This is a genomic window from Sedimentibacter acidaminivorans (genome assembly GCF_017873955.1).
Classification (GTDB): Bacteria; Bacillota; Clostridia; order Tissierellales; family Sedimentibacteraceae; genus Sedimentibacter; species Sedimentibacter acidaminivorans.
On record NZ_JAGGKS010000009.1, the window covers coordinates 91,406 to 106,723 of the forward strand.

Here is a 15,318-nt window from a genome sequence, read left to right on the forward strand (position 1 = left end):
CAGTTGAGCAGTTTTTAGCTTAACTGCCTTAGTTGTACATGAACCTATAATATAGTCAAACATTAAATTCATATCATTATTTTTTTATCATAGCCGCAAGAATAAAATTCACTATACTTTTTTCAACCTCAGCTATATCATTTAACTTGTCTTCACCAATGTATATTTTCAATCTCTCTTTATAATAATCTGATGAAAATGAAAATTGATACATTGTAAAAATATTATCCATACAGTATGCAGCCACTTTTTCATCGATATCCACGTTAACTTTCCCTTCATCTTTAGCTTTCTTTATAAGGTTATTGAGAAGCTGTGGAGTAATTATCTCTAGCTTATCTGACAGCCTAATGGAAATGTGAGAAAGTGCCTGAGTTGTAATATCAAGATAAATCCTATTTAACTGGGGATATTCGATAGCAAATTTTCTAGATGCCACCACCATTTTTTCTATGCAATCAAATATATCTCTGCTGTTTTCTTCCACGTCCTTTAAAATTTTATCCATCAAGAAATATGCATTGTTGACTATTGATAAAAACAAATCTTCTTTAGATGCAAAATAACTATACATGGCGCCAATACTTATATTAGCCTTCCTTGAAATATCGTTGATACTAGTAGCAGCATAGCCATTAGATGCAAATTCATTTATTGCGACCTCAAGTACCTTTTGTCTTCGTTCTTCTGTTGTTTTATCAAAAGTATCTTTGTGGAATTTATTATTTTTTATTTCAATCTCTACCATAAATACATTCCTATTCTTATCAAATTAGTATTTATTTCATAATATAGCCATATCGTATTAATGTCAACTGAGTATTTGAAATTAGCCTAAACAATCCAGATATCAAAGTATCAGCAAAAGTTTAGTATTTACATCATGATGAGTCTATATATACACTCCAATTCTTTCCTGTTCATGACCTTCGGAACTGGATATAGCGGATTTCCCTCTTTGTAGGCACGCTCAACCATCAACGGAATATCTTCGCTGCGAATACCCTTAATTTTAGCAGGAATACCCATATCTCTATTCAATCGTTTTATAGTTTCAATAAATTTATAAGCTTTTTGTTGTTTATTATCAGTTGAATTTGTTATTTCAACAGCATCAGCCAGCTCTGCAAGCCTATCATGCGCGGCTTTTCCATAAGCCTCAAGTACATAAGGCAGAATTACTGCATTGGCAAGTCCATGCGGAACCTGATAAAACCCGCCAAGCGTATGCGCTATTGCATGAGCATATCCAACATATGCTCTGGTGAATGCCACACCTGCATAAAATGAAGCTCTTTGCATATTTTCTCTAACAAGCAAATCACTCCCATCAGAATATGCATTGTAAATGTTGTCTAAAACTAGTTTTGAAGCTTTAACTGCCATCATCTTTGTCTCTTTAGTATTGCTTCTTCCTATATATGCCTCCACTGCATGAGTTAAGGCATCCATTCCTGTTTCAGCAGTAATATGAGGCGGCAGCCCAGCTGTCAATATAGGATCAAGAACAGCAATCCTCGGAATTAAGGCTGTATCATTGATAGCATACTTTTCATGAGTAGCTGGATTACTTATGACAGCAGCAATAGTCGTTTCGCTGCCCGTACCAGCAGTCGTAGGTATAGCAATTAAAGGTGGCAGTTTTTTTCTAACTTTTAGAAGCCCTTTCATTTGTGAAATTGCCTTTTGGGGTCTTGCCACACGACACCCGACACCTTTAGCACAGTCCATCGGAGAACCACCACCAAAAGCAATGATTCCATCGCAATTATTATCTTTGTAAATAGAATAAGCTTCCTCAATGTTATCAATAGTAGGATTGGAAACTGTTTTATTATATATAAAAAATTCTACTGCTTCCTCTTTCAAACCCAAAAGCAATGGATCCATAAGTCCCGAAGATGAAACATTGGGTCCTGTTACAATAACTACCTTATTTACCCCCATTTCCTTAATAATTCCTGGTAACTTCTTTAGACAATTTTTTCCCGAAACCAAATCTGGTTTTCTCCACGGAAGTAAATAAGATGACAATTTTAAAGCATTTTGAAAAATTCTACAATATAATCTATACATGGTTGCTCCTCTAATGTAAGTATACTATACATGCTATTTTTTATACTAACAAATCTAAGTAAATTCTAACTTAAGCTTTCGTGCTTTTGATTTAAACCTGATTCTTTCATTTTTAAAATAATTGGCAGTTCTAAAATAGTAGCTGCAACAATCAACAACATCGGCATCACTACTGAATTTGAAGCATTCTTTAAAACCTCAAATAAATAAACAAATAAAACTCCTGATATCTGCCCCATAAGAAGTACTATACCAAGAGATGTGCCTTCCTGTATAGGATACGCAACCTCCGACCCATGCTGAAAAAGTATAGGGGCCACACCCATGATTGAAAAACCTGCTATGGCTGCCATCAAAGCAAGCAGTATGAAACTGTTTAAAAATGTAAATCCGAGATAAACAGGAATTAATATTAAGGTAGAAATTATAAAAAATGGAATCCTTATGCCAATCTTATCTGATATCATAGGAACTATAACTGCACCGACTACCCCTGAGACTACAAATACAGCGCCTACTATTCCTGCATCTGCTGATGTGATTTGGTGAGGTATCAAAATTGACTCAAGCAATGTTAAAACTGTATTGAATATTCCAATTGATATAAAACAAATTATCAGGATGTTAATATATGCTTTATTTTTAAAAAGCTTCTTAATGGAATTCAAACTAAAATCCTCTTTAGGTGCCTTCGGCCCCGGAGGTGCAATCAACGGTTTTTCCTTTGTAAGGGAAATACAAAGGATTGAAGATATTACAGCTATTATTGCAAATATTTTAAGAACATATGGAATTCCCATTTTTTCTGCTAAAACAGGCGATAAAAGCATCGGAATTGCAAAACCAACATACTGCGCCATAGTCAGTATCCCGGCAGCTGTCGCGCGTTCATTAACAGGAAACCAATTAGCCGGAACTTTTGTGGATATATTAAGTAAAAATGGCTGTCCTACAGCAATCATAAATTGAGCAATTAATATAACAGTAAAATCATCAGAAAAACAAGCCCTAACTATTCCAAAAACAGCTGTTAGTGAAGCTCCAATAATAAGCGAACAGCGGTAACCGAATTTATCAACAACCCAGGAGGCAGGCAACGAGAATATTATAAACATTATCATATAGCTCATTGATAACATGTCAATACTTAAACTGCTGACTCCATAATAATTCTTCGCCATGCTGCTAACTGGTGCCAATGAAAGCCACATCATTTCTGTCGAGATAATAATAGGAAATATAGCCAGTAAAATAATCCATCGGTAATTTGATACTTCGCTTTTTCTATACATATTTCTCCCCTTCTCTTTATATGAAATATTAATATTGAATTTATTCTACGTAATTAAGTGTATGAAAAATGCTTTTATTATTCTTATAAAGCATTTTAAATGCTTCATAATTTCTATCATGTACAAGTTTATTATCATGGTTTGGATAATATGTTTTATCAAGCTTAATCATCTTATTTGCCTCCTCAACATTTAAAAGTATACCAAGCCCAACAGCCACAATTACTGCCGCCCCTAAAGCACCTACATTCTGAGGATTTTCTACAGTTTCAATTTTACATCCCAGAACATCTGAAATTATCTGACATGTCAAAGGAGCTAAAGCGCCTCCACCAACAAAACGAATGGTTTCCGAAGCATTAACTTTTTTTCTTTGAGCTTCAAGCTGCCACCTCAAATGATAACAGATTCCCTCGATAACCGCATGGATCAAATCCCTTTTTCCTGTATCCAAATTGATATTAAAAAACATTCCTCTGGCATTAGAGTCTTCAAAAGGGCAACGATTTCCATGAAGCCAAGGAGTAAATATAACACCATGGCTGCCTGCAGGTATGTTTTTTATTTCCTCCAGCATAAAATCATATAGATTTTTATAAATCGATTCAAACGAGTCAGAAATGCACACCTTTTGCAAATAAATATTAATTTCATCTAATGCAAGATGATCTTTTACCCATTCCAAACATTTGCCCGCTGTTTCTAATTCTGCAAAATAATTGTAAGTACAATCATCAGCTCCTACAATGGATGCTATCATAGAAAAAAGATCTATTTTCCTTTTCTTCACCACCGTTGATACCCATCCTGATGTTCCTAAATATATATGTGTATCGCCTGTTTCTGAGGCACCTGCACCGATTCCTATCAGAGAAGCATCCCCTCCTCCTCCAAATACAGGCGTTCCTGCCTGCAGCCCAAGTTTAAATGCAGCTTTTTCTGTCAACAGACCTACCTGATCCGAAGAATTTACTATATCAGGTAGATGCTCTATATCAACGCCAAGCATCTTGCACATTTCCCTGCTGAAGCAATTCTTTCCATCTCTTATATCATACAACATAGTACCGAAAGCGCTATCCTTTGTCATAACAAACTGATCTGTGCACTTTAATATGAGAAACTCTTTAACATCTAGCCATTTATATATTTTTTTATAATTTTCAGGCTCATTGCACTTTACCCAATTATACTTCCAAACAGGATCCTTTACACTAGCAGCAACTGCACCGGTAATTTTGATGGATCTAATAAGTTTGAAAATATTTACCCCTGAAATTTTAATACCATTTGCAATCCCGTCTCTCATCTCATGATATGACCTTTGATCCATGTAGCTCATAATACGTCGCACAGGTTCACCGTTTCTGTCCACAAGAACCAATCCCTGCATTTGGGAACAAAATGAAATACCTTGTATTCTTTCACTGGATATATTGCTTGATTGAATTACCTTATACGTCGTGGTGCACATAGCATTCCACAACTCATCGGGATTTTGTTCTGCACCGCCGTTCTCTTCGATATAAAGGTTATACCCTTCAACAGCTGATGCAACCAGTTTTATGGAGTTAGCAATTTCAAAAATACAGGTCTTTATTCCTGTTGTTCCTACATCATATGCAATGACATAAACACCCATAGGAGCCCCCTCATATTAATTATAAATTATATTTCTATTTTATTACTTCTAATCTGTTTGGAATATTTTTTCAGGTAAACAACTCTCATCAATTTGCTGTCAAACCAGCTAATAGGCTTAACCTCTCCAAACAGTTCTCCAAAAATATGCGCTTTACAATTTTTCTTCATAATCATCTCAACCGCCGTCGCATCACCCTCAGATACTCCGCAACAAAATGCTCCATCATCTTTGATAATAACTGCAAAGGTGTGTTTTAATGCATTCGCTATTTCATCAGGTTTTTTTACAATAGTTTTGACTTTTGTTCCAACTATCTGTGCAAAGTCATCTAATAGAGGATATAATGTTATATATGCACGAGATATAGGCAAAATATCAGAAGAATACGTGTGTATTATATAGTTTATATCTTTGTTCTTTGCGTATATTTCATTATGAATTTGTTCTTCTTCGTTAATTTTCTCCATTGACTGCCCATACCTTACAAAAACCGATTCACTGTCTTTTAAGTGTAATATAAAACCCTCAACTTTACGTTCGCTACTGCAATATGTACTAATTAAATCAACGCTACCTTCATGTTGTGCATTCTGCATCTCTGAAGGCATAATTTTTCCTATTTTATCTGCATCAAAGCTATCAACACCCTTTATTTTCTTGTATTGCCTCGATATAAAATCAAGACATGCTTTCTCAAGATTAGATGCAGTCTTAAACGCTTCCTCATCATCGCATCCAAAGCAAACAGCTCCATGGTTTTTCATAATAATAGCATTACCCTTTGAGCGTTTCAAAGCCTCGGATACACCCCTTCTAAGTTTTTTGGTCCCGGGCAAGCCGTATGATGCACATATTATTTCATTTCCGAGAAAAGTATAATCACAATTCATAGTTATTTTATCTAATCCAAGTGTGCTTACTACTGAAGCATTCTCTTGATGAGTATGAATAACAAAGTTTATGTCCTCACTGTATTTATAGATTTCAGCGTGGATTCCCTTTTCTGATGATGGTTTAATATTTCCTGTATAATTCAAGTCCTTTATTGCTACCGTAACAATATCATCTGCTGTCAATGATAGATAATTTCTTCCACTTGGAGTTATGACAAAATGGCTATCGCTTATACGACAGCTTACATTACCCCATGTACGTGCAATAAGCCCTGATTTTACAAGTCTAATACCAGCATCTACAACTTTTTGCTTCGCTTGTATTTCGTTCATGATTCACCCCCTATTAACACTAAAGAAATTTGACTTTAGCTAATATCTATTATTTTCAGAAACTATTGCTATTCCTGAATTCCTATATTTTCAAATACTCTTTCGAATCTACATAGTACGTCATCAATCATCTCATTTGTATATGCAGCACTTATATAAAGCCTGCTGCCAGCTAGCGTTACTAGTCCTTCTGCCATATAAGCTGCTCCCATATGTTCCATTTCTTTTTTTCTTACGGAAGTTTCATTTATTACACCTGGAATTGTCCAAGGCCTAGACCAGTTAAGTGAATAATGTGTTGTTCCAACAGTTTCCAAATGACAAATTGAGCCTTGGTTAAATGCTACAAATGGAAGATTATATTGTTTTATTAGTTTCTGTAATCCTGATGTTAGTATATCACCCATTTCACCAGCCCTTTGTGCAGCATTTGTCCTCTCAATCTCGCATAAGGTATAATAGCCAGCAACACAGCTAAGCGGATTTGCTGCCATAGTACCACCAACAAGAGCCTTTTTCTGCTTGGGTCCACCTGCAATTCCTGCCGATAGAAACCTCATATAATCTTTCTTACCGCCAATTCCACCTGCCCCAGGATATCCACCGGCAATAACTTTTCCAAAAATAGTTAAGTCAGGACTCACACCAAAATACCCTTGTGCTCCAGACATACCAACTCTAAATCCTGTCACAACCTCGTCGAATATGAAAAGTGCTCCATATTTATGGCACAGCATTTCTACCCCCTTATTAAACTCCCTGTCAACTGGGGTAGTTCCACTTTCAGGTCCCAGCGGTTCAATTATAACTGCGGCAGTTCCGCCATGCATAGTGTTGCGTTTCAATTTTCTCTCAAGATCATTTAAGTCATTAGGGAAAAATTCTTGCGTATGTTTAAATATGTAACCTGGAACACCATGTGCCTGTGTTCCTTTGGAACCCGGTATACGAATTCCATATGCTAGCTGGTCACTCCAGCCATGGTATGCTCCACCCATTTTAATAACGTTTTTCTTTTTTGTGGCAAGACGTGCAATTCTGATTGCGCCCATACATGCTTCGGTACCTGAACCAAGCATCCTGAACATCTCAACTGTTTTAATATTATCGTAAATTTTCTTTGCAATCTTATATTCATATTCATGAAAAAGACCTGTACTCGGACCGCAATCATTCAACAGTTCTATTACTTTATTGCGAACCTCAACTGGGTTGCTACCTAAAACGGTGGGACCTCCCGCTTGAAGAAAATCATAATATCTGTTACCATCAATATCATGAAGATATGCTCCCTCAGCCTTTGTAAACACTAAAGGAAATGGATAGTTAAATGCCAAGTTATGTTGCACTCCCCCAGGTATTACATTTTTTGCTTCCTCAATCATAGCTTTCGATTTGGCGCATTTTTTATCATAATATTCATCTTCATAAGTTTTTAAAGCACTCGGTCTCACTGAGTAAATCGGTTTAGAAATTAATACATCCAGCTGCCTGTTGACTTCTGCAGCATTTGGATAATTTGAAATTGAAAATCCACTATTCATAATACCCTCCTGGTCTAAAAATTTATTAAAAAACAATATAATCGTCTCGTCGAGCGACCGCTCGTTCTATGCTAATTTGACTATATCACTTATCTTTTCTGTTGTCAACGTTTTCTTTTTTTATTCTAGAGCACAAAAAAAGCCCTCAACAGTTGTTTTACCAACTGTCACGGGCTGTATTTTGTAATTATTATTTACCAAAATATCTATTTAACATTCCTTCAAAAGCACAACCGTGTCTTGCTTCGTCTTTGCACATTTCATGAACTGTGTCATGAATCGCATCAAGGTTTAATTGTTTTGCCTTTGTAGCTAAATCTTTTTTACCTCTACAAGCTCCATTTTCTGCTGCTACTCTCATTTCAAGATTAGTTTTAGTTGAATCAGTTACAACATCTCCTAAAAGTTCAGCAAACTTAGCTGCATGCTCAGCTTCTTCAAAGGCTATTCTTTTATACGCTTCTGCAATTTCTGGATATCCTTCTCTGTCAGCTACTCTTGACATTGCTAAGTACATTCCAACTTCTGTGCACTCCCCTGTAAAATTTTGCTTTAACCCCTCTATAATTTCAGGATCAACACCTTTTGCAACTCCTACAAAATGTTGATCAGCCCATTCTCTTTTCTCTAAGTTCATTTCCTCAAATTTTTCTCTTGGTGCTTTACATTGCGGACATTTTTCCGGTGGCATATCACCTTCATGAACATATCCACATACTTTGCAAACAAATTTTTTCATTATAATATTCCTCCTGAGATATAAGTATTATGTTGTATTACCCTTACTTCGTATATATACCACAAAAAACAGAAATCAAACATTTTATTTATTAAATAATTGTAAAAAAACGAGACTATTAAATATAAAGATTTAAATAGTCTCGTCTTATATAAAATTTACATATTACCATTTTTATCCGGTAACTTATCATCATAGAAAACTTTAAATTCAGGATCAACTTTTCCTACTCCTAAATATCTAGCTTTGTAATCTTTAAGTAAGTCTTTAAATTTAGGAGTTAAAATCATAAGTGCAATTATATTCGCAAATATTGGAAGAGCTATAGATGCGTCTGAAAAAATCCAAACTGTAGCTCCTGGAAACTCATAGTATACTGCAATCATAACCATTATTAAACTAGGAATTGGATATGTCCATTTATAAAAAGACAATATCATATCCTTCTTTGGTGTATTACCTATCAAATAACGTATAACAACTTCGATTTGAGCATATACACCGCTTGATGTTGTAACACCAAACAAAAATACACCTAATGCCAAAATTACTCTACCTGACCTACCAATCCCTAACTCAAAAGCACTTAAAGTCAATGTTGCACCATCTAAGCCATTTGACCATGCTCCAGTTATTATAATAACTATTGCAGTTATGCTACAAACAATAAACATGTCTACGAATACCTCAAATATCCCCATTAGTCCTTGTTTAATAGGATGGTCTACTTTGGAAGTATCATATCAAAATCAAGCTACTCATTATTTTTTATAAAATATTTATCATTGTATTAATCTATCGCTATAACAGCACCTTGATATGTATCAGCTATATATTTTTTCACTTTATCACTTTTTAATGCTTCAACTAATGCTTTAATATCCTCTCTATTTTCATCGCCCTCTTTTACACATAAAATATTTGCATATGTTTGTGCAGCTTCCGAATGTTGTTCTTCTTTAGCAACTGAATCTGTTGCTACATTAAAGCCTGCATTAAGTGCATAGTTACCATTTAAAATAACAAAATCTACTTCATCTATAACTCTAGATACTTGAGCTGCTTCAAGTTCGACAATTTCTATATTTTTTGAATTTTCAACAATATCATTTTTTGTAGCTGTTAATCCAGCTCCTTCTTTCATTTTAATCAAACCATTTGATTGTAGTAATAAAAGTGCTCTTGCTTCATTTGTTGTATCATTAGGAACCGCTATTGATGCTCCATCAGGAATATTAGATAAATCTGTTGACTTTCCAGGGTAAATTGCAAGTGGTTCATAGTGAATTGATGCTACTGAAACTAATTTAGTTCCTTGTTCTACATTAAATTCATCTAAATATGGTTGATGTTGAAAAAAATTAGCATTTATATCGCCACTATCAACAACTAAATTAGGTTGTACATAATCTGTAAATTCTGTTACTTCTAATTCATATCCCTGTTCTTTTAAATCTTCTCTAACTTGTTCTAAAATTTCAGCATGGGGTGTTGGAGATGCGGCAACAGTAATTTTACCTTTACTTTCTATTTGAGCATTATCACTTTCTGCTTTTTGTTCATTTTGGTTATCACTATCTTTTTCATTGTTTTGGCATCCTACAGCTGTAACTAATGCAAATATAATAACTAATCCTACTAATAATAATCTTTTAATTTTTTTCATTTTTTTCTCCTTTATTTATATGTTTTTTTATTTATTTTTCATATTTCCGCTTTTTTAAGTGGAGTTCAAACTTTTTATTTTACCTTATTACTCTTTTATCTGTTTTGCTAGCAATTTTCATTCCTAATACCTGCAAAAACTGTACTAGTACAACTAAAAGAACTACCGTAACTATCATTACTTCTGTTTGGTACCTATGATATCCATATCTAATAGCAATGTCTCCTAGTCCTCCACCACCTACAGCCCCTGCCATGGCAGAATAGCTTATTATTGTGCTTACGGCAATAGTTGCACCTACAATTAAAGAAGTCTTTGCTTCTGGAATCATTACTCTTAATATGATTGTCCATATTGATGCACCCATACTTTGTGCCGCTTCAATAACCCCATGATTTACCTCTTGAAGTGAAGATTCTATTAATCTAGCAATAAAAGGCACAGCTGCTATTACAAGTGGTACAATTGTTGCTGTAGTACCATAACTTTTCCCTGCAATTGCCTTTGTTACTGGTATTACCAAAACAACTAATATTATAAACGGTATTGAACGTCCTATATTAACTATTACATCTAATATTCTATTCAAAGTTACCATAGGATATAAATTATCCTTTTTTGTTACTACTAACAAAATGCCTAATGGAAGTGCAAATAAGTAAGCAAATAAAGTTGAAAAAGCAGTCATGTATAGGGTGCCACCAATACCTACTAAAATTTCACTAACAATTTTTTCACTTAACATAATCTAACAACTCCTCTACTACTACTTTTTTATCTTTTAGATAATATATAATTTTATCAGCAAGCAAATTATCTTCAGGCAATTGAAGCACCATTTGCCCAAAAGCTTTTCCATTTATATCTCTGGTATCTGCAAATAATATATTTACCTGTGCTTTGCATTCTAAAACCATATTCGCTATAACTGGTTCATAAGAAGATTTTCCATCAAATACAATTCTTATACATCTTTTACTATTCATCTCTGCAACAGAACTATTATTGTGGTAAACAAGTTTTTTAGCAGCATCTGTTTTAGGATGTGAAAATACCTCTTCTACTGCTCCATGCTCCACTAAACTACCGTTGTCAACAATTGCAACATAATCACATATTTCTTCAACTACTGACATCTCATGAGTAATTATTACAATTGTAATTCCTAGCTTTTTATTTATTTCCTTCAACAAAGATAAAATCGAACGTGTTGTAGTTGGATCTAATGCACTTGTTGCTTCATCACATAGCAATATCTTAGGATTCGTGGATAATGCTCTTGCAATAGCTACTCTTTGCTTTTGACCACCACTTAATTGGGATGGATAAGATTTTCTTTTATCAGCTAGTCCAACTAATTTTAGTAACTCTTCTGCTCTTTTTCCACATTCATTTTTATTCATTCCACTAATTTCTAGCGGAAAGCATATGTTATCTTCTACATTTCTTTGCAAAAGTAAATTAAATTGCTGAAAAATCATCCCAATATTTTGTCTAACTTTTCTTAGTTCTTTATCATTTAGTGATGATAGATTCTTATTTTCTATTATAACCGAACCATTGGTTGGTTTTTCTAGATAATTTATACATCTAACTAATGTACTTTTTCCAGCACCACTCATTCCTATTATTCCACAAATATCACCTTCATTTATATCTAGGTTGATACCATTTAACGCTGTCACTATATTATCTTTGCTTATATACTTTTTCTCTAAATTTTTTATTTCTATAATTGGTTTTATTTTTTACACCTACTCTCACTTATTACTCTTTTAAAACAACAATTTAATTAGCAACTATATCTTTTACAACTTCACTAGCTATAATCAATCCAGCAACTGACGGAACAAATGAAATACTTCCAGGTACAGATCTCCTATCTGTACATTTTCTAGTTGCACCTGGAGGGCAAATACAATTTGACTTACAATTCGTACTGCTATCATCTATTGGTTTTATTGGTTTTTCCTTGGAATAAACTACCTTCAAATTTTTAATTTCACGTTTTTTAAGTTCATGTCTCATCACTTTAGCAAGTGGGCAAACTGATGTCTTGTATATGTCCGAAACTTCAAACAGTGTTGGATTTAGCTTGTTACCAGCTCCCATAGAACTAATAACTGGTATGTTTTTCTCCTTAGCACGCATTATTATTTCTAGTTTTGCTGTAACAGTATCTACTGCATCTACTATATAGCTATATTCTGCAAAATCATATTCATCTGCATTTTCCGGCAAATAAAAGCATGCATTTATTTCAACTTCAGCATTTGGATTAATATCCATTATCCTTTCACACATAACCTCAACTTTTTTTCTTCCAATTGTTTTTCTAGTTGCAATTAATTGTCTATTAACATTAGTTAGACAAACCTCATCATCATCAAACAGTACAAATTTTCCTACTCCACTCCTAGCAAGTGCTTCTACTACATATGAACCTACTCCACCAACTCCAAATATGGCTACAGTTGATTCTTTTAACTTTTTCATTGCTTCTTTGCCTAATAATAATTCAGTCCTTGAAAATTCATTTAACATTTAGATTCTCCCATATATATTCTTTAAAAAATATTATTTGTTTTTTAGAATAAAACATACTTTAAAGTATGATTATTGTATTATTTATTCCCAACCCTTACAAACATTAATCCATTTTAAAGAAATTGAATATTCTTCTAGTTCTCCCAAGGTTAACTCAATTGCAGAATTACTGCTACCACATGCTGGAAACATAGTTTCAAATCTTTTCATAGATTCATCTAAAAAAACTTTTACATCATTAGGTAATGCAAATGGACAAACACCTCCAACCGCGTGTCCTGTAAATTTTATAGCATCTTCTGGTGAAAGCATTTTAGCTTTAAATCCAAATTCATTTTTAAACTTTTTATTATCTATTTTTGCATCACCTGCAACTACTATAATCATTGCACTTTCACCATATTGAAATGACAAGGATTTAGCTATTCTTGCTGGAGCTGTTCCTAATGCTTGAGCGGCTAACTCAACCGTAGCTGTTGAACTTTCCATTTCAAGTATGTCCTCTTCTCTATTGTACTGTTTCAAATATTCTCTTACTTTTTCTATAGACATTTTATTACTCCTTTATAAAAATTAAAGCCCTCTACAAAGAGAGGGCATCATATACAAACCATCTCCTCATCTTTCAAAGACTAACCTTTGACGGAATTAGCACCTTACAACATACTGTAGGTTGCCGAGATTTCATAGGGCCGCTCCCTCAATCTCTCTTGATAAGAAGTTACTATTAAATTGTTAATGTTTACTTTATACCATTTAGATAGCTTTGTCAATCAAATTTAATAAAAATTATTTTTTTGTTCATTTTCTTAGAAATTTTCCTGTGTATTCGATTATATGAAAAATAGAGGTTATGTCATAATGATGTTTCAAAAATTATCATGGCACAACCCCTATTGATCTAATTTATATTGTTAGAGGGACTATTATTGCAATTTTGATTTAAGTATTATAAAATTTCCATACTTCCTTTTATCTGGGCACCCTCTTTTACAGTTATTGACTTTGAAATTATATTACCTTTAACTATTGAATTAGGCCCTAAATAAACAGAATTAGAAGCGTTAACATTACCGGTTACACTTCCATCACATTCTAATTCTTGACCATTTATATCGCCTGTTACTTTTGATTCTTTTATCAAAGTTAACAAAATATGGCCCGATACATTTCCATTTATAGAACCTTTTAAGAAAATTGTGCTATTTCCTTTTACATTGCCCACTACATTTCCAATTATTTCAATATCTTTTTCACTTTCTACATCTCCATTGATATCGCCACGAATAATTAAATTGGCCTTTGTTTTAATTGAACCTTCTATAATAGTTTCTTCTGAGATAATAGTGCTGTCTGAATTCGAATTATGTTTAAAGTTTATTTCCAAGTTATTAACCGCTTTATCAGCAACTGGTAAGATAGGTTCAATTTCTTCAAATTTCTCAGATGATTTTTCCTCTTTTAGATTGTTAGAAGATGTGTTTACTTTACCTTTAATAATTTCATCAAATGCAACCTTAAAATTATTTTTCTTCTCTGTGCTCTTTTCCATAATATCTCCTCTATATAAATTTTATTTACTTACTGAATATAACTGAATATATATGGTTTTATTGTACCATCAAGCTTGTCAAAACTAAAACCTCTATTTTGAAACATTTCGATTACATTAGACAGTGACTCTGATGTATACTTTTTTTCAAAACTGTCATGCATTAAAATAACAACTTTATTATAATCTTTAATACCATTTATTACACAATTAACTATACTATCTTTTGTAGCACCTTTTATAGTATCACCCGAAACCACATTCCAGTCATGATAAGTAAACCCTCTTCTAATCATTTCAGCGATTATTTCTTGATAATTATCCGAATTATATGCATTAATACTTCCTCCAGGAAATCTAAACAGCTCTGGCTTTACTCCAGTTGTTTCATAAATATATTTAAACATTTTATAAAAATCATCAAGGTAATCTTCTACAGAATTATAAATTTTTATATAATCATGGCTATAAGAATGAACTCCTATTGTATGTCCTCTATTAACTATTTCTTTATATGTTTCCGAACTAGCCTCACTATCTTTATATATTACAAAAAAAGTGGCTTTTATATTATATTTATCTAAGTTATCTAATATTTCCAGAGTCCTTTGTGACGGACCATCATCAAATGTAAGGTAAACTATCTTATCATTACTATTAGATTTAACTTTCATTTTTCTTTCAACATATAAATCGTCATATTTTAATTGGTAAGGAGAAATTTCTTGATTTGTAGAAATATCTTTTTCCTTAGAAATTTGTTCCGAAGCTTCTACTGTTTTTAAAAGAAGTTCATCTAAATTAAAATGATTTTCGTTACTTATATTGTTATACGTACTATTTGTTTGGTTTTTAAGTTCCTTATTTTCTAAGACTAAGTAAACAGATAATATGTATGGAAAGATGATAATTAACAATCCAACTGTCAAGATTAGATGTTTAAAGAACTTAACGCTTCCAAAGTATGACATTTCTAAGCCTCACTAACATTAATAAAGTCAATTCCATCTACTAAATTCTTGCATATTCTT

At 33.2% G+C, this 15,318-nt stretch carries 14 protein-coding genes, 1 pseudogene and 1 riboswitch; all 15 genes and pseudogenes read right to left on the reverse strand.

The window, feature by feature from the left end:
• Window positions 1–76 precede the first annotated feature (76 nt).
• On the reverse strand, window positions 77–748 hold the full coding sequence (locus J2Z76_RS13970; protein ID WP_209512691.1) for a TetR/AcrR family transcriptional regulator: 672 nt from the start codon (window positions 746–748) through the stop codon (window positions 77–79).
• Between the two features lie 128 nt (window positions 749–876).
• A complete protein-coding gene (locus tag J2Z76_RS13975) occupies window positions 877–2,076 on the reverse strand; it encodes an iron-containing alcohol dehydrogenase (RefSeq protein WP_209512692.1) in 1,200 nt (399 codons plus the stop codon).
• A 65-nt stretch (window positions 2,077–2,141) separates the two neighbouring features.
• Window positions 2,142–3,368: an MFS transporter gene (locus tag J2Z76_RS13980; RefSeq protein WP_209512693.1), complete on the reverse strand. Its 1,227-nt coding sequence runs from the start codon at window positions 3,366–3,368 to the stop codon at window positions 2,142–2,144.
• Between the two features lie 40 nt (window positions 3,369–3,408).
• Window positions 3,409–5,010, reverse strand: a complete 1,602-nt coding sequence (locus tag J2Z76_RS13985; protein WP_209512694.1) for a xylulokinase — start codon at window positions 5,008–5,010, stop codon at window positions 3,409–3,411.
• Window positions 5,011–5,036: 26 nt separating this feature from the next.
• Complete coding sequence (locus J2Z76_RS13990) at window positions 5,037–6,239, reverse strand: class II aldolase/adducin family protein (protein ID WP_209512695.1); 1,203 nt, start codon at window positions 6,237–6,239, stop codon at window positions 5,037–5,039.
• 68 nt (window positions 6,240–6,307) lie between these two features.
• A complete protein-coding gene (locus tag J2Z76_RS13995; protein ID WP_209512696.1) occupies window positions 6,308–7,783 on the reverse strand; it encodes an aspartate aminotransferase family protein in 1,476 nt (491 codons plus the stop codon).
• Between the two features lie 190 nt (window positions 7,784–7,973).
• Window positions 7,974–8,522: an NADH peroxidase gene (locus J2Z76_RS14000; RefSeq protein WP_209512697.1), complete on the reverse strand. Its 549-nt coding sequence runs from the start codon at window positions 8,520–8,522 to the stop codon at window positions 7,974–7,976.
• 158 nt (window positions 8,523–8,680) lie between these two features.
• Window positions 8,681–9,247, reverse strand: a pseudogene (locus tag J2Z76_RS14005) (alanine:cation symporter family protein); the annotation flags it as partial.
• A gap of 65 nt (window positions 9,248–9,312) precedes the next feature.
• Window positions 9,313–10,188, reverse strand: a complete 876-nt coding sequence (locus tag J2Z76_RS14010) for a MetQ/NlpA family ABC transporter substrate-binding protein (protein ID WP_209512699.1) — start codon at window positions 10,186–10,188, stop codon at window positions 9,313–9,315.
• 79 nt (window positions 10,189–10,267) lie between these two features.
• Window positions 10,268–10,933 (reverse strand): methionine ABC transporter permease, encoded by a 666-nt coding sequence (locus tag J2Z76_RS14015; protein ID WP_209512700.1) that lies wholly within the window; start codon window positions 10,931–10,933, stop codon window positions 10,268–10,270.
• A complete protein-coding gene (locus tag J2Z76_RS14020; protein ID WP_209512780.1) occupies window positions 10,923–11,933 on the reverse strand; it encodes a methionine ABC transporter ATP-binding protein in 1,011 nt (336 codons plus the stop codon). Before J2Z76_RS14020 ends, J2Z76_RS14015 begins: the two co-directional genes overlap by 11 nt.
• A 43-nt stretch (window positions 11,934–11,976) precedes the next feature.
• Window positions 11,977–12,732, reverse strand: a complete 756-nt coding sequence (locus J2Z76_RS14025; protein WP_209512701.1) for a tRNA threonylcarbamoyladenosine dehydratase — start codon at window positions 12,730–12,732, stop codon at window positions 11,977–11,979.
• 84 nt (window positions 12,733–12,816) lie between these two features.
• A complete protein-coding gene (locus J2Z76_RS14030) occupies window positions 12,817–13,287 on the reverse strand; it encodes a YbaK/EbsC family protein (protein WP_209512702.1) in 471 nt (156 codons plus the stop codon).
• 63 nt (window positions 13,288–13,350) lie between these two features.
• Window positions 13,351–13,455, reverse strand: a riboswitch (SAM riboswitch).
• A gap of 229 nt (window positions 13,456–13,684) precedes the next feature.
• Window positions 13,685–14,287 carry a bactofilin family protein gene (locus J2Z76_RS14035; protein WP_209512703.1) on the reverse strand — a complete coding sequence of 201 codons (603 nt, stop codon included), beginning with the start codon at window positions 14,285–14,287 and terminating at the stop codon, window positions 13,685–13,687.
• A gap of 29 nt (window positions 14,288–14,316) precedes the next feature.
• The gene (locus J2Z76_RS14040; protein WP_209512704.1) at window positions 14,317–15,258 is read right to left on the reverse strand and encodes a polysaccharide deacetylase family protein; all 942 of its coding nucleotides are present in this window, start codon (window positions 15,256–15,258) and stop codon (window positions 14,317–14,319) included.
• Between the last annotated feature and the right edge of the window lie 60 nt (window positions 15,259–15,318).